Consider the following 18,409-nt stretch of genomic DNA (forward strand, 5'->3'; position numbering starts at 1 on the left):
AGCGTGTCTTAGCCGTTTGGCAGCAGGTCAGCGATTTCTTCGACCAACTCTTCTTGCAGCTCTTTCATGTCGGTGGCGTCGCCCGTGACGATGCGCTCGATCCCGTCATAGATCACTTGGGTGATCGCCAGACCATTGTCGCCGGGATAGGCCAGCCAGTCGCGCAGCAGCGGCAACTGGTCCACGGCGGTCTGCTTGTTTGGGTTCTGCTCGTAGAAGTCGGCGAGAATGATCTCGTTAGCCGCCTTGTTGGGGGGCATGTAGCCGGTTGTCTTGGCCACTTCGGCAGCACCGTCACCGGAGGTGATGTATTTCAGCCAGGTCCAGGCTGCTTCACGCACCTTCGGATCATCCGAGGTCGAGGTCAGCATCGCCGCGTTGCCGCCAGCGGGAAGACCTTTTGGCGTCTCTCCGAGACCGGGGAACGGGCCGGTCACCAGCTCAAAGTCACCCTGAGAGCGTTCGACCGCACCCAAAGCAGAGGTGGACCAGAACATCATGCCGACGTCGCCCGCGGAAAAGGATGACAGGGCCGCCTTCCATTCGAGGTTCTGCATTTCACACTCGGTGAAGATGTCCTGCATCTGCTCAAGTGCGACCAGAGCCTCGGGGCTGTCCATGGTCACGCGGCCGTCTTTGACGATGGCGCTGTCCTGGCTCCACAACAAGGCCTGCATGAACCAGTTGCCGGTGATGTTCCAGCCCCAGAAGATCGGGTTGTCGATGCCGTTGGCCTTCATGGTCTTGCAAGCCGCAATAACCTCGTCCCATGTTGTCGGCAGCTCTTCGATGCCGCCTGCGCGCAGGATGTCCATGTTGTAGTACCCAACCGGCAGCGAGATCGAGAACGGCAGGCCATAGACTTCGTCGCCGAAGGTCGACAGCGACAGCATCGCCTGATGGTAGCCGTCTTTTCCGAAATCCGCTTCGCCCGCGATGAAGGGCTCAAGCGATTGTGCGATGCCCTTGTCGATCAGCGGCGCCTGACGGTTCAGACCCTGCATGGAGACGTCGGGCAGGTTGCCCGCAACCGCTTCACGCAGAACCGTGTTGGTGGCGTCTTCGTAGGACTCGTAGGTCGCGCGGAACTTCACTTCGATATTTGGGTGCGCTTCTTTGAACCCGGGCATCATTGCCTCGTAGGTCACATCAAAGAGGTGGCTGTAGGGATAGGCGAACTCGATCGTCACCTTGTCTTCGGCGAAAACGGCGGTGGCAGACAGAGCCAAAGCTATTGCAGTTAGGGTATGTTTCATTACATCTACTCCAGTTGTTGGGGCTGACGGTTTGGCGATTGGCAGACCCCAGTGATGAGCCCATACGGGCGACGAGTAGGGTGGGAGCAATCCCACCCTATTTCATTCCAGACAGCGTGATCCCCTCGATAAAGCGGCGCTGCGCCAGCAGGAAAGCGACAATGAGCGGTGTGACGATCACAGTGGCCGTGGCCATCATCGGACCAAAGAACGACCCGTCCCCATCGCCCTTGAACTCGCGCAGACCCAAGGGGGGCGTGAACAGATCCCGGTTTCCGGTCACAACGATGCGCGGCCAGAAATAGTCGTTCCAATGGGCCACAATGCTGAAGATCGCAAAGGCCAAAAGCGCGGGGATCGCAGTGGGCAGCATGACCCGCCAGACGATGGCGAATTCCGACATCCCGTCCATGCGCGCCGCGTCGATCAGGTCGTCCGGCACGGTCATGAAGAACTGGCGCATCAGGAATATCCCGAAGACCGAGATTGTCCAGGGAACGACCAATGCGGCGTAGGTGTTGGTCAGCCCCAGCTTGGCCAGCATGATGTAGAGCGGCAGCGCGATGGCATGCACAGGGATCAGCAGGCAGAACAGCACGAGGCCAAACACCGCCTCACGCCCCCAGAATTTGAGCTTGGCCAATGCATAGGCAGCGGGCAAAGCCACAACGATCTGGATCAGGAAAATCGAGACAGTGACGATGACACCGTTCAGCAAGTAGCGTATCAAAGGCGCCTCGGTGAAGGCCTTGGAATAGTTAAACACCGCGGGCCGCATCGAACAGTCCGCTTCCGTTTCCGCCAACAGTGCCGCCTGAACGCCAGCGTCATCTTGGCCGGGAAACCGCGTGCGTGCCGCTTCGATATCCGCACGGCCTGGTTGGCGCAGCGCGACACAGCGCGGATCGATCATCATCTCCTGACGCCCGAAAAAACCGCCGATCCCCCGGTCAATTTCGCCAGGACTTTTGAACGAATAACTGACCATCATATAAAACGGCGCCAGCACGATGATTGCGCCAAGGATCAGCACCAGATGTTTCCACCAATCCCGCGTCATCAATAATGCACCTTCCGCTCGACCAGCCAGCGCTGGATCAGGGTCAGGAACATGACAAAAAGCAGGAACAGCATAGTAATGGCTGACCCGATCCCGATTAGGTTTTGCTGAATGCCCTTCTCGAAGATCGCGAACATCATGACATAGGCGGATTTGTTCGGGCCACCGCCCTGAGGCCAGAAGGCTTCGATCGTGTCAAACACCTGAAAGGCTCGGATGCAGGAAATCGTGACGACAAACACCGTTGTCGGCCCAAGCGCGGGCCATGTGACCAGCCGAAACCGCTCCCACGCCGATTTAGCCCCGTCCATTTCAGCGGCGTGATAGAGTTCACGGTGAACCGATGTCAGACCCGCAAGGTAGAGCACCATGTTGAAGCCGAACCCTTGCCAGATGCCGATAAAGCACACGACCCAGATGGCATAGTCCCGGTCCCCCAGCCACAAAGGAAACCCGTCGGCGCAGCCGTTTGCCAAGAAGGGGATCACCTCGAACCACGTGCCGCAGGCCATCTCCAGCGTGCGGTTCACCATGCCGATGGTAGGATGCAGCATGAATTCCCAAGCAATCGCCATCGCCAGCAGCGTGGCCATCACCGGCAGGAAATAGACGGTCTTGTAGATATCCCCGATCCGTCCCAGCGAATGCACCAGAAGCGCCGCCCCCAGCCCAAGGCCCACCGAAATCGGCACCGCGGTCACCACATAGGTAAAGGTCGCGATGAACATCTTTTCATAGGTGGAGCGGGTGAAGAGCCGCTCATAATTCTGCACACCGACCCAATCAAAGCCCGAATTGCCCAGCGAATAGTTGCTGAACGACAGCACCCCGGCGACAAGCACAGGCACCAGAAGGATTAGGAACATCAAGGCCAGCGCTGGTCCCGCCAGACCCCAGGCCGTGCGGGCCTGCCTGTTCACCTGCGCTGGCTTGCGAGGGATCGCCGGGCTGTCAATCACTGCCATGTCAGGCCGCCTCAACCGGCTGGGACAGCGAGGCTTCAAAGCGCCGCTGGCGTTTTCCGTCGGCATCAAAAATCAGGGCATCCCTCAGATCAAAGCTCAGCCCGACGGAGGCACCAAGGCGCACCTTATGACGCTCTGTCGGCGCGGCGCGACACGTCACGCGCGTGGTCTGATCGGCTAGATCAACTTGCGCAAAAACTTCAGCTCCAAGGTTTTCTACATGCGTGACACTGCCAGTCAGGACAGGGTTCGATTCCGCCAGACGCAAGGCTTCGGGCCGCAAACCCAGCTGGAACACATCCGATTGCGCGCCCTCCGCCGCACGGCCCATAGACTGTCCGAATAGCGAAAGCGCGCCGTCCCGAACTTCGACGGGTAGAATGTTCATTTTGGGCGAGCCAATAAATTCGGCCACGCGAATATCGCTCGGATCCTCGTAGATGACACTTGGCGCATCGCATTGCAGGATCTCGCCGTCCATCATTACGGCAATCCGGTCGGACATGGTCATCGCCTCGACCTGATCGTGGGTGACATAGATAAAGGTCGCGTTCAGCCGGCGGTGCAGTTGCGCGATTTCGGCGCGGGTCTGCACCCGCAGCTTGGCATCAAGGTTGGACAGTGGTTCATCCAGCAAAAAGGCTGCGGGCTCTCGGACCAAAGCGCGCCCTAGCGCCACCCTTTGGCGTTGACCACCCGAAAGCTGGCCCGGCTTGCGATCCAGAAGCGCGCTGATCTCAAGCATCTCGGCGGCGTGTTGCACAGCCGAGGCAATGTCTGCGCGCTTGTTCTGGGCGCCGGGCAGAAAAGGCCCAATCACCGGCAACCTTTGGCTGGTCGATAGTGACCGCATGCGCAAGGGCACAGCGATATTCTCTGCCACCGTCAGATGGGGGTAAAGTGCGTAAGACTGAAACACCATCGACAAGTTTCGGTCGGCCGCGCGCACCCCTGTGACGGTCTCGTTGCCGATGGCAATATCTCCACTGGTTGGATCCTCAAGCCCGGCGATGATCCGCAGCAATGTCGACTTGCCGCACCCCGAAGGCCCGACGAGCGACACAAACTCCGCATCTTCGATTTCCAGCGTGACACCCTTGAGAACCTCGGTCTCGCCGAAACGCTTTTTCACTGATGTGATCGACAGTCCAGCCATGCGATTCCCCCAACACGTGCCGGAACGCTACGGGTGCAACGCCACGAATTTGTGACGTCATATTAGTGAAACCGATGGGCTGTATGGGTTCCGTGAAAGGAGGCGGCATGCGCCCAAATCACCATCAATTCGTTGCATTTGCCTATGTAGTGCGGGAGGGGAGTTTTTCCGCGGCAGCCCAAAGGATGGGTGTGACGCAGTCCACGATTACGCAGCACATCGGGAACCTCGAAAAGGCTGTGGGCACACCTCTTCTTCGTCGCGGTCGCGACGGCGTAGAACTCACGCCGACGGGGCAGCAGTTTTATGATTTGGCGGATCGCATGGTCGCTTTGGAAGCGGAAGTTTCCGAACGCCTTGAAGGCTTCAATGCCATGAAAAACGGGCGTCTGAACGTGATTGGCAACGCGCCCCAACCCGCGTTAAGGATCATCGCTAAGTTCAGGCAGCGGTTCCCAGATATTCAGGTGAATTTTAGCCTCTATGATTGGTCAACGGCGACAAACATGCTGCGCAATCGGCTGGCCGACGTTGGACTGATCACGGATGCGCCGAAATCGGACATGTGGGAACGTATCTTTATCGAAAGCGTCGACTACGTTTTGTATTGCCCTGCGGGTCACGCATTTTCCAACTGGGACACAGTGTCCCTAAAAGATCTGTCATCGGAGACGCTAATCGTACCCGAAACAGGCTCATTGACGAGAAAACTCCTTGAAGAGGCGTGCGAAAAAAACAGCATCAAGCTGGACAGGATCGTCACCATGACCACATTTCCCTTGATGTATGAAGCGGTCCTTCAGGGCATCGGCGTCGCGGTGTTCCTGCGCAACAGCAGCCTCATCGAAAAGTCGGTTGCCGAAATACCTATCCGCGAACTGCCGAGAACACACGATACGCACTTGATCGCAACCAAGGATCGAGCCCGGTTAAAACTCGTTTCAGAGTTTATTAATTCGATTGGCTAACATGCGGGGGGGCTCCGCGGAGTGAGCTACCCCCCCCCCGAGATTCGAACACTGAAGTAAGCTGCGATTTGTTGTCTGGTGATCTTCAACACAAAGGAGATCAGTTGTGTCGAAACAGAAGCAACATCATCCAGAATTTAAAGCTAAGGTAGCGTTGGAGGCACTGAAGAGCGAGGAGACGGTCAGGGAGTTGGCCAGTCGGTTTGGGGTCCATCCGACGATGATCCACCGACGGAAGCGGGCTCTTCTTGAGGGCGCATCTGCTGTATTTGAGGGGGCGGGCAGGCACCGGAAGTCGATGAAGAGCAGGTCAAAGACCTACACGCCAAGATGGGGGATTGGCCGTCACCAATGATTTTCTGGCCAGAAAACTCAAACCCTAGACCGGCAAGTCAGGCGTAATATGTTCGAGCTCGCCAACGCTGACTTGTCCATCGGTAAGCCATGCAAGCTGCTGTCAATCTCGCGGTCGTCATTTGACTACGAACCCAAGGGCGAGAGTGTGATGAACCTCGATCTGATGCGCGTGATCTACTGCCCGGCAGTCGAAACGCAGTTTCGATGAGAGGGGACAAGCAGTTCCTGGAGACACCTTTTTATGGCGTACGTCAGATGACGTGGCACGTGCGCAATGAAGATCATCTCGTGAACGAGAAGCGCATCCGCCGTCTCATGCGGCTCATGGGTTTGATGCCGATCTATCAGAAGCCCAAAACCAGCAAAGCCACGAAGGGGCATAATATTTACCCCTAACTGTTGCGCGGCCTTCGCATCGGTCGGCCCAATCAGGTCCCCCTCTCATCGCCGCAAGCGGCGACTGCCGGGCAGCGGGTGCGCAGAAATTACCTATCTGCCGAAGCGGCGTGGGTTTTATATTTGGTCGCCATCATGGACTGGCACACGCGCAAGGTACTGGCGTGGCGTATCTAGAACACGCTGGAAGCCGAGTTCTGTGTGGATGCCTTGAATGAAGCGATCCACAAGTTTGGCCCGCCCGAGATCATGAATACGGATCAGGGCAGCCAGTTCAGTTCATTTGCGTGGACTGACCGCCTGCGTCGATCAGGCATCCGCATCTCAATGGACGGCAAAGGCCGGTTCCTCCTCTCTCGGGCCATTGCTCCGCAATGCCCTGCCGGCAATGCATGGCGGCAAACCACCTGCTGTGACTTACTGGCAGCGATTTGAAACAACCAACCCCGATCAGCAGGTGCAAAGAGTAGCTTAAATCACGCCAGATCTTGTGCAACTATTGGGGCGTAGCTCAATTCTGCGCTGCAGTTATATTCGTGAGACGGGTCATTCGCAGGCACCATTTCGACCGGAACCTATACTGTACTCGCATGGTAGCTGCGTCAAACAAATAGGACGCGGACGAAGCAGCCGTCGGTTTGTGCAGCGTGAATGAACTTTTAATGCGCTTTACGTCGGCGAGGAAGTCAGCATGGTCAACCTGACCATTGCTACAGTGACAAGTAGCCCAAGATTGGGTTTCTGGGCCGAAATTCAGACGTTCAACGTGTTCACTTTTTCAGCTCAAAGAACCGGACCTAGGCGCCATTCCTGTCGCCTCCGCAAAGTGTTACGACCAAGCAAAGAGTTCCGGGGCCAGAACAAGGTGGCGATCCAGGAAGTTTTCCATATGCACGACAACACTGTCGCTATTGCAAAGCACAACCGCGAGCTGGCCTGGCCCTTCTCGGCGCGGGACCGGGCTTACGTATTTGCCGCGCTCAGCGGGGATTGGGCCCGACCGTGCGATGGACATGGGTTCGATACTGTAATGCGCGCCGGCAAACGTGCAGAACGGGACGCCCCGATAGGTGCCGGATGTGGTCATGTGAACATGGCCAGAAATGATCTGTCGTACGTGGGCGTGACCCAGGACGGCATCGGCAAATGCGTCGTTGTCTTGCAAGATGATAAAGTCGGTCTGCACGTCAAAGGGCGCAATGTTGTGGTGCAGAACGATAACCACCGGCGTGTCCGGCACCTCGGCAAGACGCGCTTTCAACCAACCTATCTGGCGGGCCTCCAGTCGGCCCGCGCCGTGCAGTTCAGGATCAGATGTGTCGAGCACGATCACCCGGTGGTCGCCTGCGTCAATTACATGGTCGATACAGCCGCTGTCGGCATTGGCGTGAGCGGGCCCCATCACGTCCAGAAACGTCGGTCGGTGGTCGTGATTGCCCAGGGTCAGGTAGACAGGCGGGGTCAACGGCGCGATGGCCGTTTTGAACCGCGCGTAGGCGGCGGCCTCTCCATGATCGGCGAGGTCCCCGGCAAAGACAACGAAATCGGCGTCCGCGTGTATGTCGTTGACGTAAGCGACGGCCCGGTTCAGACGGTCCAACGTATCGAGCCCATGGCTCAGCTTGCCTTCGGGAACCAAGTGGATGTCGGCGAGAACGACGAATTTCTGCATTAGCCTTTTACTCCGGTCATGGTGATGCCCCGGATGAACAGCCTGCGGGCAAAGAGGAACGCAATCACCATCGGTGCCGTGACCACGGTGGCAGAAGCGTAGGTGCGCCCGTAATCCGTGTCGAAGGCGGATTGGTATTGCATCATCGACAGCGTGGCCGTCATTTTGTCCTGGCTCTGCACAACGATCAGAGGCCAATAGAGATCATTCCAGTGGGCCACAAAGCTGAACACACTGAAGGCCGCGATGGCCGGAACAGCGGAGGGCAGGATGAGGCGCAGGATAATCTCGATCTCGGAAAAACCGTCGACTCGTGCGGCCTGGATGATGCTGTCCGGAAAGCCGCGAAAGAACTGGCGAAACAGGAAGATCGCAAAGACCGAGACGATGAATGGGAACATCATCGCAAAGTAGGTATCAAGCAGACCAACCCGCACAAGCCCGATGTAAAGCGGGATGGAGGTCACATTGATCGGGATGGTGATCGCGGCAATTACCGTGCCGAACAGGATGGTGGAGCCGCGAAATTTCAGCTTGGCCAGGGCGTACGCGGCCGGGATGGCTGTGAGCAGTTGAATGATCAGGATGCCAATGCAGACGATCATGCTGTTCATCAGGAACACGAGATACGGCTGTTCGAAAATCACGCCATAGTAATTCTCGAATCCTTTGAAGGTCTTGGGAATGATCGAGAAATCAGCGTCATAGACTTCATCCGTGGGCTTCATGCTGGATGAGATCATCCAGATGAATGGAAACACCATGACCCATGCGCCAAGGAACAGCAGCACGCTTGTGATCACGCGGCCCAGGGATTTGGGTTTGAACCGGTCAAACCAGAGGGCGGTGGGGGTTTGGGATATGTCTGCCATGGCTCAGTAATGCACGTTGCGGTCGGAAAACAGCGCCTGGACCAGCGCGAAGAGGAAGATGATTCCGAGGAAAAACAACGACAGCGCCGCCGAATAGCCCATGTTGAAATATTCGAACCCTTCGAGGAACGCGAGATAGAGGAACACCTCTGACGCCCGGTCGGGTCCGCCTTGGGTCAGGATCGCGACGGTGTCGAACAGCTTGAACGCCGTGATCGAACTGGTCACTGCCACGAACATCGCAGTGGGCCCCAGCATGGGCCAGGTCACGCGAAAGAACTTGTCGAGCGGATGATCGGCCCCATCAAGTGCTGCCGCCTCATAGAGGTTTTTGGGAATGGACGTCAGCCCGGCCAGAAACAGCACCATGTTAAAGCCGATGATCGACCACAGTGAGATGATGGCGAGCGAATAGAGCACGACATCCTCGTTGCCGAACCAATTGACCCGCGGCAGTCCGAAAAGCTGGAAGGTGTTGTTGATCACCCCTTGGCCCGAGTCCATCAGCGCGGCCCAGACCAGCGCCATGGCCGCCAAGGTAGAGGTCACCGGCAGGAAATAGAGCACCTCGAGGATCGAGCGGAATTGCTTTTGCTCTTGGATCGCAATCGCGATGATCAGACTGATGATGAACGCGCCGGGCAAGAAGAGGACGGCATAGAAGAAGGTGTTGTTCAACGCGTTGGCAAAAACCTTGTCGCCGAACATCTTTTGATAATTCTCGAAACCGACGAATTCGTAGTAGTCGCTGACCAGCGTGTAATCGGTCAGGCTGCCCAGAAAGACAAACAGGATCGGTATGATGTAGATCACCAGGATCAACAGGGTTGCGGGCAGGACCAGCAGATAAGCCAGGCGCGTCTGCGCACGCTGGAGCTTGGACGCCGCCATTATGCCATCTCCGCGCGTGTTGCCGCGCCCACAACAGGGCGCAGGCGCTGCCCGTCTGCGCCAAAGAACAGCAATTGATTGGGGTTCAGCATCACCTCCAGCGCCTCGGATTGGGCAAGCATCCCCGCATTGCTGTAGGCGTCGCTTTTCTGCGCACGAATGCGAATGATGCCGTCCGGCGCATGTGCAAAGGCGCCGTGGATCAGGACTTCGGGTCCCAGATCCTCGATCAGGCGCTTGGTGAACGTGACCATGTGTCCCTGTTTCGGGGCATGCGCTGCAACCAGCCCTTTGGCATTGGGCACGGATATCGTCTCTGGTCGAATGCCGATCTGGACGGGGCCGGTGGCCCCCAAGTCGATTGGCAACTGCGCCTCACCGATTGTGATCTGACCGGCGCGGCTTTCGCCAGCAGTGATGTTGATTTCGGGGCTGCCGATGAACTGGGCGACATCAAGGTTTGCCGGATCGGAAAAGAGATCGTTGGGCGTGCCGACCTGCAACAGGTGCCCGGTTTGCAGCAACGCAACACGCCTGGACATCGTCATCGCCTCGACCTGGTCATGGGTCACATACACAAATGTCAGGCCAGAACTGGCATGGAGTTCCGTAATTTCGGAGCGGACCTGAACACGCAGCTTTGCATCAAGGTTCGACAGCGGTTCGTCCATCAGGAACACCTGTGGGTCACGCACCAGCGCACGGCCAAGGGCGACGCGTTGCCGCTGCCCGCCCGAAAGCTGGGCAGGCTTTCGATCAAGCAAATGGTCAATGTGCAATTGTTTAGAGACCTTTTCGACGCCCTCCCGGATGTGGGGCTGCGCCTTGCGTCCTGCGGGCGTGATGGAGCGCATCATCGGCAAGCGCGCATAAAGCGGCAGGCTTGCCATCACCAAGGGCATTGCCATGTTTTCGCCAACGCTCATGTGGGGATAAAGCGCGTAATCCTGGAAAACCATCGCGATGTTGCGATCTTTTGGTGCGGCATTGAGCATTGACTGACCATCAATCAATACATCACCGCTGTCGGGCTGTTCGAGACCCGCGATAATGCGCAGCAAAGTGGATTTCCCGCAGCCGGACTGACCTACCAGCGAAACAAATTCGCCATCGTTCACATCTAGCGAGATATCATGAAGGACTGGCGTATCGCCAAAGGACTTCTTGATGTTTTTCAAGGTGAGCTGGGCCATGTGTCATCCATCAGGCAAGGAAAGTCCCGCGCCGATTGTCGGCGCGGGACAGGGAAAACGCTTAGCGTTTCATCAAGTCCACAGCGATGTCCTTGAGCTGTGCGGCACCTTCTTCGGGCGTCAGCTCACCTTCCATCACGGCGCGGATCGTTGAGGCCTGCTCGCGCCAGATCTTTTCCGACTGCGTGCCGGGGTAGCCCGACCATGGGCCGGCGCGGTCATACTGTTTGACCGGTGTCGCGTAGTATGGGTTCGCAGCATAGAAATCGCCCATATAGTCAGTGCCCAAAACCTTGCGGTTGGTGGGCAGATAACCTGTGATCTCTGCTGTCGCTTGCTGACCACGTGGGCCAGTGACGAACTTGATGTATTCCCAAGCTGCAGCGATCTTTTCAGGGTCCTGTGTGGTGATCATGGCCGCGTTGCCGCCTGTCGGCAGCTTACCTTCTGCGTCGTTCCAGACCGTGAATGGATGTGAACGCAGGTCGAACTGCGCGCCGACACGCTCTTGCATGTTGCGCGCACCAGCAGGGGACAGACCCCACAGACCCATGCGGCCTTCAGTGAACGCGGCAAACTGGGTTTCCCGGTCCAGGTCGGTGCGCAGACCGCCTTCGTCATGCAAACGCTTGGCCATTTTCATAGCTTCGAGCGCGTGGTCATTCTCGTCAAAGGCAACAGTCTGACCGTCGGGTGACATCATGCGACCACCCTGCTGCAGGATCAGTGTCTGAAAGCCCCAGTCGTCTCCATTGATGAGCCACATGAACATGGGCAGGATGTCATCACCCAGTGCGTCGATCTTTTGAGCTGCATCAAACAGTCCGTCCCAATCGGTCGGGAAGTTGTCGGGGTCCAGGCCCGCTTGGCGAAACAGATCGGCGTTGTAATACCACTGAATCACCGACGCGTTGAATGGCATTCCATACTGTGCGCCGTCCACACGACCCAGATCGAGCATCGCGTCCGAATAGTTTGCTTCGGTCCAACCTTCGCCCTCGGCTTCCATGAGTGGGGTCATGTCCACGATCTGACCACGTTCGGCCAGTGCGCGTGCCAAGGAGGGCAGTTGGTTATACGCCTGAAAGGCGCAGTCCGGCAGGGTGTTGGTGGCCGAGCCGCGGAACATCTTGAGGTGTGTGTCGCCATAGTTTTTCGCAGGGGCCGCGTACTCTACGACGATCTCATCCTGCATGGCATTGAATTCGGCCATCAGGGGTTCGTGCTGCCGTGTCAGGTGGCCTGCATTGGTAAGGCAGGTGATGGTTATCTTGGCCTCTGCCAAGGTGGAAAACGCCAGCGTCGCCGCTGCCGCCGCAAGAGTAAAGCGTAGCATGTCTTTGTCTCCGAATAGGGCTTCATATGATCAACGCTCTCGGCCGCGGAGCTTGGCCTCACTTGAACAGCAAGGTGTTACAGTTGTTTGACGCTTGAACCGGCAACAGCTTTTGTCGCAATTGTTTCACGCCAAGTCGCCAACTTGGTGACCCTCGATCCGAAGCTTCACCGTATCGGCGCGCACGATCGCCTCTGTCACTTCAATCGAAGCGCTAGGGTCGGCCACATTTTGTCCCAAAAGCTCCAGCACGGGTTGCGTGGGCGGAATTTCAAGAATCAACGCTTCGTAGGCCGTTGGTTGACGCACTTCGACGATGGTAGAGCGCCGGGCATAATCAGAGACACCAATCCGGCGGAACGCATCTGGAACCGACGGTTCTGTTTGGGAAATCTCCTTCAGAATGTCGGGGAATTTATGAGTGTTGAAATAGTGTCTGCCAAGAGCGGTTGGCACGCCGTTGACATGGTGGATAAGTTCGGCAAATCCGACTTTGTCCCGGGCGTTGAGGTTGAGCATCTTGGCGACTTGAACGCTGGCGGATTTGGCATCCGAGACCCTCAAGGCTGTAACGCGCACGTCATACCCAGCTTCACGCAAGCGGGACGCAAACCGGGTTCTGGAATCGATGTGGTATGTGATAGGCAAGCCAACCAACACAGCGGCTTTTCCCTGCCGTGTCGAGATAACGCCTTCGACGCTCAATCGTTCAAGCGCGCGCCGGATCGCGTGACGGCCAGTTTGATACCGACTTGCCAGATCGGACTGCGAAGGCAGCTTTGCACCCTTGCAAAATTCGCCAGCGGATATATCGCTGGCCAGTCTGCGGTACACGTTTTTCCAGCATTGCGATTCTTGCATTTTCAAACGCCCCTTTTGCCAGACCTTTGAGCACGGTTTTGTAACACTCAGCTTGGCGACATCTCGAAATCAAATAGGTTTTGCTCGACCCCATTTGATGTCATCTGCCTGCGAGATTGATCTCAAGCGCGCTTGTGTGACCCTGACCAAATAGATCCAGAGTTACGCGAGTGCGTTGTGAGTTGACCCGTACTTTGTGGAAAGGGCGAACTCTTTGCAGAGTACGTACACAGGCGAAGATCTTGCTCTCGACTGTAAAGCTGTCGGTCCGCCAGCACCAAGGCGGAGGCGCGGTTGTCCACGCCAATTTTTGGGAACACCTGTTCAAGTTGCTTGTTCACCGTGTGTGAATTCATGTTCAAGATCGTGCTAAAATCCCGGTTTGTTTTTCAAAGTGTCAGCTAGAACGATAATTCCGCTTCTCGCGCGATCATGTAAGACGCGCAGGCAAGCCGAGATAGCCATCTTCGAATACATCAACGGCTTCTACAGTCCGCGACACCGATACTCAGCATTGGGCTGGAAAAGCCCTATCGCTTTCGAGCGCAAGGTGGCCTAAACGAACACTTGGGGCGGCACGAAAGCGTGACAGGTCCAGTCACACATCTAGCGGCTTCGAGATTTTGGTTGTGAAAGAAATGCACCGCAACGGAGGCCCAGTGGTCGCAGATGACATCGACAACAATAAAGCATTCGGCAGCCGATATCGTTTTTGAACAGCTTTCGGATCAGATCATGTCACTAGAGATCTTGCCTGGTCAAAAGTTGTCTGAAGCTGAAATTGCAGCTAAATTTGGTATATCTCGCCAACCCGTCAGAGAAGCATTTGCGCTGTTGGACAGCATGGCGCTTCTTGAAGTGCAGCCGCAAAAAGCGACACGTGTACGCCGATTTTCGGTCTCAAAGATTGAAGAGGCGCGATTTGCCCGACTAGCACTGGAAATCGAAATATGCAAAACAGCCTGCGCGCATTGGTCGGGCATCTACAGGCCCGCATTCCAACGGTGCCTTGATGCGCAGGACAAAGCAGCTTTGCGATCAGATGCGCCAGCCTTCCACGGACTTGATGAGGACTTCCACAGCTTGATCGCCGATGCTGCACAATTGCCTTTTGCAACGGCTCAACTGAAGCAATACAAAACACAGGCCGATCGCATTTGCATCCTTAGCTTGCAAAGCTGTAATGAAATCAGTGACCTAATCAGCGATCACAAGCTTATTTACGATTGCCTGATGCGGAACGCACCCAATGAGCTCGAAACGCACCTTCGAACCCACTTGTCACGGCTCACAAAAACCGTCGCCGAAGTAAGGGCGGCACACCCCGAATTTTTTGAAGAATAAAGCAATTGGGGAAAGGACAGATGTCCTCTCCCCAACCAGTTCAGAACACGAAGTCTTCGAAGAATGTAGCATCGAATTGCGGTGAATTGTTTTCGACCACATTTTCAAAGTTTCCCGCCGGCAAACTTCCGGTGTCAAGTGGCGCGACAGTGGTGAAAGACAACTCGAATTCCCCAAGCATGGCAAGAATTTCGAGTACTGCATCGCCCGAAACCTCCGCCGTGGATTGAACCACAGCTCCATTCGTCATCGTTTCGCTGGCCCCTTCGAAACTTGCCAGCATATCAAATACGAAGGTGTCAAAGTTGGCCGAAGGGTCAAAGGCCGTTTGATCTGCACCGTTGTCCGCTGTTGTATTGGTGCCTTCGTCGAATTCCGCAACCGTCGTCTCTTCGACTGTGGCCAGGCCGCCGCCTGAAAAGTTGCCCTCGCCATCGACCGTCACCGAAGGCCCGTCCATCATGCTTGCAACGGAACTTACCTCGACACTGCTCGTGCTGGAGCCGGTTGTGACTGTCGGACCCGCGTTGTCGGTTTCGTCCGTCGCGGGCGCAGTCGGCGCAAAGCCTTGCGAGGCCATGAAAGCGGCGATATCGAAAGAATTGCCGGCAACGATTTCCGGCGCTTCTTCGGTTTCGACCGGAGCCTCGTTGGTGCCTTCGTCGAATTCCATAGCCGTCGTCTCTTCGACTGTGGCCAGGCCGCCGCCTGAAAAGTTGCCCTCGCCATCGACCGTCACCGAAGGCCCGTCCATCATGCTTGCAACGGAACTTACCTCGACACTGCTCGTGCTGGAGCCGGTTGTGATTGTCGGACCCGCGTTGTCGGTTTCGTCCGTCGCGGGCGCAGTCGGCGCAAAGCCTTGCGAGGCCATGAAAGCGGCGATATCGAAAGAATTGCCGGCAACGATTTCCGGCGCTTCTTCGGTTTCGACCGGAGTCTCATTGCTGTCTTCGTCGAATGTAGCTGTCTCTACGATTGTCGATGGAGGTGTTGGCCCTTGCATTTCGTTCTCCTCTTGCGAGGGAAGTGTGACAGTTGTGGCGCTGGACGTCCCAAAGTTCTGGGTCACAAAAACAGCTTCGACGGCAGTTCCGTTGTCATCAAATTCTCCGACCTCGATGCCAATGCCGATTTCCTCAAAGTCCGGATTCAGGATATTGGCCCGATGTTCCGGACTGTTCATCAGGTTGGTGTGCAACCGAACCACTTCGTCAGATAGACCGTTGCCGCCATCCTCGTTCACCCACGCGATGTTTTCACCAGTCTTCCAATTGCCTTCCAGCTCATAGCCTGCTGCTTCAATGCGTTCGCGGGACGAAGATCCATCGACACCGGCATGGGTGAAACTGTCTGTTTCGATCATCCATGCGCTGTGGTCTTCGCTGGATTCGTTGAGGTCATTGTTGAAAACCACCGGGTTGAGGCCGACAGCAGCTCGCTCAGCATTGATGAGGTCGAGCATTTGTTGCTCATATTGATTAGCTTCGGACATTTTATTTCCTTTATCCAAGATCGTTGGGAGGGCGCGCGATCTTTCCAAGGCGCCAGATATCGTTATGCGTGCATTCGCGGTTTCCAAAATCGCTCATCCCAATATACGAAACAGGTCGATCATTTCGCCGACGTTTATTTGAGAAAACGCTTAATATTGCGTGTCAAGTCCCCCAAAGTTTCTGCAACCGGAACGAGTGTGACGGATGAATTCGGCGCGTTTCATATATTGACACGGTTAAATTGACCAGAGCCACCGAAGTGCCAATTTTCAATTAAATGTTTATATACCAGACGGTTACGATCACAATGGAACGAGTGCGCTCTTACGGTCACCGCGAACACGCCGCCTTCCATAGCAGATATGGCTAGGCGCTGAAAAAGGCAAAAAAATGAACCAGGTAGAAAACTTCTATTTTCCAGATCTAAGTAAAAAATCATTTTTAGTCGTCGGGCTTTCTGAAACGGATCTAAACCCCACAATAACTAAATGCAAAGGGTTTACAGATGATGTCGCCGGGTTTTCCATATCGGATATGGATCAGCTCTTTTGGATAACTGACTATAATGTGGATGTTGTTATTGTTGTTGATAAAAGCGCAAGAAAAAAACTACTCAGGGTTGTGTATACGGCCATACGGATGGTCTCCCAGCACATCTTACTCATCGCAGAAAGCCAAAGCTTCGTTGATGAACACAACACCTTAAACATTCAAAGCAAATATGACGCGTTTTTGAAGGCGGACACAGACTCTAACGGGGTGATGGATGCCGTCCGCCGCGCAGACTGCAAGCGTCAGTTCAGCATCGCACTGGCGGAAAAGGAGCTTTCCGAAGCTGACCTTCGCGCCCATCCAGAACGAAGCAGGTGTGGTGGGAGTTTTCCAATCCGCAACGAGGTCAACATCAACGCGCGAATGGGTACGATTGTTCTGGCAATCAGTTTCCTGGTGATAGCTGTTGCTTTCTACTCCTACTGAGCGATGCCATTTGAGGCCCTTCGCGCTGTGAATTTTTGAAAGGACATTAAACCTGTACTATCGGTTCTGCTGTCGATTTCTTTACACAAGTTAACGCCAAGGTTTCGATCAACACGATCATAGTTTCTATTTGAAATACAAAGGAAGAACACTTCTGACGAATCAGTAAATATGGGAATCCACAAAAACTGTTGATCCCATACGATTACAACATTATCGGCTTGAAACTCTAATAACATTACAGCTGCCTTTGCGCGATCTAAATCACTCATGTTTGATCCGCCTAACGCAAGGGATTCAAGCTGAAGAACCTTTAAGAGGAAGCTACAGCACCTTGTTACTTGCATTTTTTCTTGCAGGTCGCGTATGTTGTAGATGCTGTCATCTACCAGCTCCGCTGTGGTTGTTGTCTCCTGTTGAAAAATGCGTATTCTGACTTTCTTCAAATCAATGGCTTTAATTATAATGGGTGTTAGGCATTCGATTTCCTGCTTTGGCTCTATTTTTGAGTTCAACTTTTTCTCGACATTCGAGGTCAAGACATACTGCCGCCCGTTGAGGCGTTGCCGGATCCAGCCACCTTCCTCAAGACGCTTCAGAGCTCTGAACGTTGCGGAACGACTGACACCTGTCTGTTTGGCAACTTCATCAAGGGTAATGGGGCCATGTTTGGCGACGCCTTCTAAAATTTCGAATATTCGAGATGGCACGATATTTCTCCAAGCCCATGTTTTTATTTATTTTATCACCCCAGCCAGACTCCATCCACCTTGCGATTTCGCTTATCGAAATGTGCGAGGTGGACACGCTTGCGTTTTGGCAAAACGTCGCTCACCCGCTTAGTGAGCGCGTGTGCAGCTGCAATCATACGAGACGTGCCAGGGTGATATTTTTGTGTTGGCCAAACGCCACAACTGAGAAGCATGAGGCTTAGAATTTCGCATGGTGCTTGGCCCTTTGAAGAAACAAACGATGATATCGGGCTGGGTGAGCTGCATTAGTTCAAATGATAATTTGCATCACAAGGGTACTTTACAGCTTTACCATGGCTTAAATTTTTGTATGACTTGGAGAAACTGTGGTCAAAGGTCTATAGCGTCTTTTTACAAAACTTTCATGATTTTCCCGCAAAAGGGGAATAATATTTGTACAGAACTTCAAGCCATATTAATATTGGCGCTTTGCTTTTTGTTTATTGGATAGTTTTTTAAAAATACTGAATGCTTGACGTATACATGACTACGCAATTGTCAGCTCTAGTTTTGATTTTTCCACCGACGTTCGCAAATGCGATCATGTTGTCTGATCTATAGGTTGCAATTATGAATCATTGTTAATATGTTATTAATGAAATTTTTGAAATTAGAATGGTAAGCGGTTGACTGCAACGGTGATGTGATGAAAGGTTTTATTCCATTTCAGGAAGGTGTGCTGGATACATGCATGAACGAACAAATCGTAGTCTGGCGCGACTATATTTGCAGGCATGGCGTGCCCTTAAGGATGTGGATCAATACACATTATGTATCTGACACCCAAAATCTACGAACCGTTCTATTGCGCCTTGAGGAGTGATCGGCAACGAGAGCGCAAGACGGTCTGTCGACT

Annotated in this window: 17 protein-coding genes and 1 pseudogene; 6 read left to right on the top strand and 12 right to left on the bottom strand. The window is 54.7% G+C overall.

Annotation, left to right across the window (positions count from 1 at the left end; translation table 11 throughout):
* Positions 1-8 precede the first annotated feature (8 nt).
* The 4 genes from Q0949_RS14805 to Q0949_RS14820 form a co-directional block, all read right to left on the bottom strand.
* Positions 9-1,256, bottom strand: coding sequence for an ABC transporter substrate-binding protein (locus tag Q0949_RS14805; RefSeq protein ID WP_299373828.1), 1,248 nt, complete (start codon positions 1,254-1,256; stop codon positions 9-11).
* 97 nt (positions 1,257-1,353) lie between these two features.
* Entirely contained in the window at positions 1,354-2,316 is a 963-nt protein-coding gene (locus tag Q0949_RS14810; RefSeq protein ID WP_299373831.1) for a carbohydrate ABC transporter permease, read from the bottom strand.
* Positions 2,316-3,281 (bottom strand): sugar ABC transporter permease, encoded by a 966-nt coding sequence (locus Q0949_RS14815; protein WP_299373834.1) that lies wholly within the window; start codon positions 3,279-3,281, stop codon positions 2,316-2,318. Before Q0949_RS14815 ends, Q0949_RS14810 begins: the two co-directional genes overlap by 1 nt.
* A 1-nt stretch (position 3,282) precedes the next feature.
* Positions 3,283-4,437 carry an ABC transporter ATP-binding protein gene (locus tag Q0949_RS14820; RefSeq protein WP_299373837.1) on the bottom strand — a complete coding sequence of 385 codons (1,155 nt, stop codon included), beginning with the start codon at positions 4,435-4,437 and terminating at the stop codon, positions 3,283-3,285.
* Between the two features lie 107 nt (positions 4,438-4,544).
* On the opposite strand from Q0949_RS14820, the gene Q0949_RS14825 reads away from it, so the two are divergent.
* The 3 genes from Q0949_RS14825 (at position 4,545) to Q0949_RS20650 (ending at position 6,593) form a co-directional block, all read left to right on the top strand.
* On the top strand, positions 4,545-5,405 hold the full coding sequence (locus Q0949_RS14825; RefSeq protein WP_299373840.1) for a LysR family transcriptional regulator: 861 nt from the start codon (positions 4,545-4,547) through the stop codon (positions 5,403-5,405).
* 561 nt (positions 5,406-5,966) lie between these two features.
* Positions 5,967-6,158, top strand: a complete 192-nt coding sequence (locus Q0949_RS20645) for an IS3 family transposase (protein ID WP_366524041.1) — start codon at positions 5,967-5,969, stop codon at positions 6,156-6,158.
* A gap of 201 nt (positions 6,159-6,359) precedes the next feature.
* Positions 6,360-6,593, top strand: coding sequence for a hypothetical protein (locus tag Q0949_RS20650; RefSeq protein ID WP_366524042.1), 234 nt, complete (start codon positions 6,360-6,362; stop codon positions 6,591-6,593).
* 394 nt (positions 6,594-6,987) lie between these two features.
* On the opposite strand, the gene Q0949_RS14830 is transcribed toward Q0949_RS20650, so the two are convergent.
* The 6 genes from Q0949_RS14830 to Q0949_RS14855 all read right to left on the bottom strand — a co-directional run bounded on the left by Q0949_RS14830 (position 6,988) and on the right by Q0949_RS14855 (position 12,983).
* Positions 6,988-7,830: a metallophosphoesterase gene (locus Q0949_RS14830; protein ID WP_299373843.1), complete on the bottom strand. Its 843-nt coding sequence runs from the start codon at positions 7,828-7,830 to the stop codon at positions 6,988-6,990.
* Entirely contained in the window at positions 7,830-8,702 is an 873-nt protein-coding gene (locus Q0949_RS14835) for a carbohydrate ABC transporter permease (RefSeq protein ID WP_299373846.1), read from the bottom strand. Before Q0949_RS14835 ends, Q0949_RS14830 begins: the two co-directional genes overlap by 1 nt.
* A gap of 3 nt (positions 8,703-8,705) precedes the next feature.
* Positions 8,706-9,593 (bottom strand): sugar ABC transporter permease, encoded by an 888-nt coding sequence (locus Q0949_RS14840; RefSeq protein ID WP_299373849.1) that lies wholly within the window; start codon positions 9,591-9,593, stop codon positions 8,706-8,708.
* The gene (locus tag Q0949_RS14845) at positions 9,593-10,786 is read right to left on the bottom strand and encodes an ABC transporter ATP-binding protein (RefSeq protein ID WP_299373852.1); all 1,194 of its coding nucleotides are present in this window, start codon (positions 10,784-10,786) and stop codon (positions 9,593-9,595) included. Before Q0949_RS14845 ends, Q0949_RS14840 begins: the two co-directional genes overlap by 1 nt.
* A 61-nt stretch (positions 10,787-10,847) precedes the next feature.
* The gene (locus Q0949_RS14850) at positions 10,848-12,122 is read right to left on the bottom strand and encodes an ABC transporter substrate-binding protein (RefSeq protein WP_299373855.1); all 1,275 of its coding nucleotides are present in this window, start codon (positions 12,120-12,122) and stop codon (positions 10,848-10,850) included.
* 126 nt (positions 12,123-12,248) lie between these two features.
* Complete coding sequence (locus Q0949_RS14855; protein ID WP_299373858.1) at positions 12,249-12,983, bottom strand: UTRA domain-containing protein; 735 nt, start codon at positions 12,981-12,983, stop codon at positions 12,249-12,251.
* A gap of 436 nt (positions 12,984-13,419) precedes the next feature.
* Here Q0949_RS14855 and Q0949_RS14860 point away from each other — a divergent pair.
* Positions 13,420-13,542 (top strand): annotated as a pseudogene (locus Q0949_RS14860) (IS3 family transposase); the annotation flags it as partial.
* Positions 13,543-13,652: 110 nt separating this feature from the next.
* Positions 13,653-14,327, top strand: a complete 675-nt coding sequence (locus Q0949_RS14865) for a GntR family transcriptional regulator (RefSeq protein WP_299373860.1) — start codon at positions 13,653-13,655, stop codon at positions 14,325-14,327.
* Positions 14,328-14,367: 40 nt separating this feature from the next.
* On the opposite strand, the gene Q0949_RS14870 is transcribed toward Q0949_RS14865, so the two are convergent.
* The gene (locus Q0949_RS14870) at positions 14,368-15,822 is read right to left on the bottom strand and encodes a CAP domain-containing protein (protein ID WP_299373862.1); all 1,455 of its coding nucleotides are present in this window, start codon (positions 15,820-15,822) and stop codon (positions 14,368-14,370) included.
* A gap of 391 nt (positions 15,823-16,213) precedes the next feature.
* Here Q0949_RS14870 and Q0949_RS14875 point away from each other — a divergent pair, with 391 nt between their 5' ends.
* Complete coding sequence (locus Q0949_RS14875; protein WP_299373864.1) at positions 16,214-16,801, top strand: hypothetical protein; 588 nt, start codon at positions 16,214-16,216, stop codon at positions 16,799-16,801.
* Here Q0949_RS14875 and Q0949_RS14880 read toward each other — a convergent pair.
* Positions 16,795-17,511, bottom strand: a complete 717-nt coding sequence (locus Q0949_RS14880) for a helix-turn-helix domain-containing protein (protein WP_299373867.1) — start codon at positions 17,509-17,511, stop codon at positions 16,795-16,797. The genes Q0949_RS14875 and Q0949_RS14880 overlap by 7 nt on opposite strands.
* Between the last annotated feature and the right edge of the window lie 898 nt (positions 17,512-18,409).

The organism is uncultured Tateyamaria sp. (assembly GCF_947487805.1).
In the GTDB taxonomy this organism is placed as follows: Bacteria; Pseudomonadota; Alphaproteobacteria; order Rhodobacterales; family Rhodobacteraceae; genus Tateyamaria.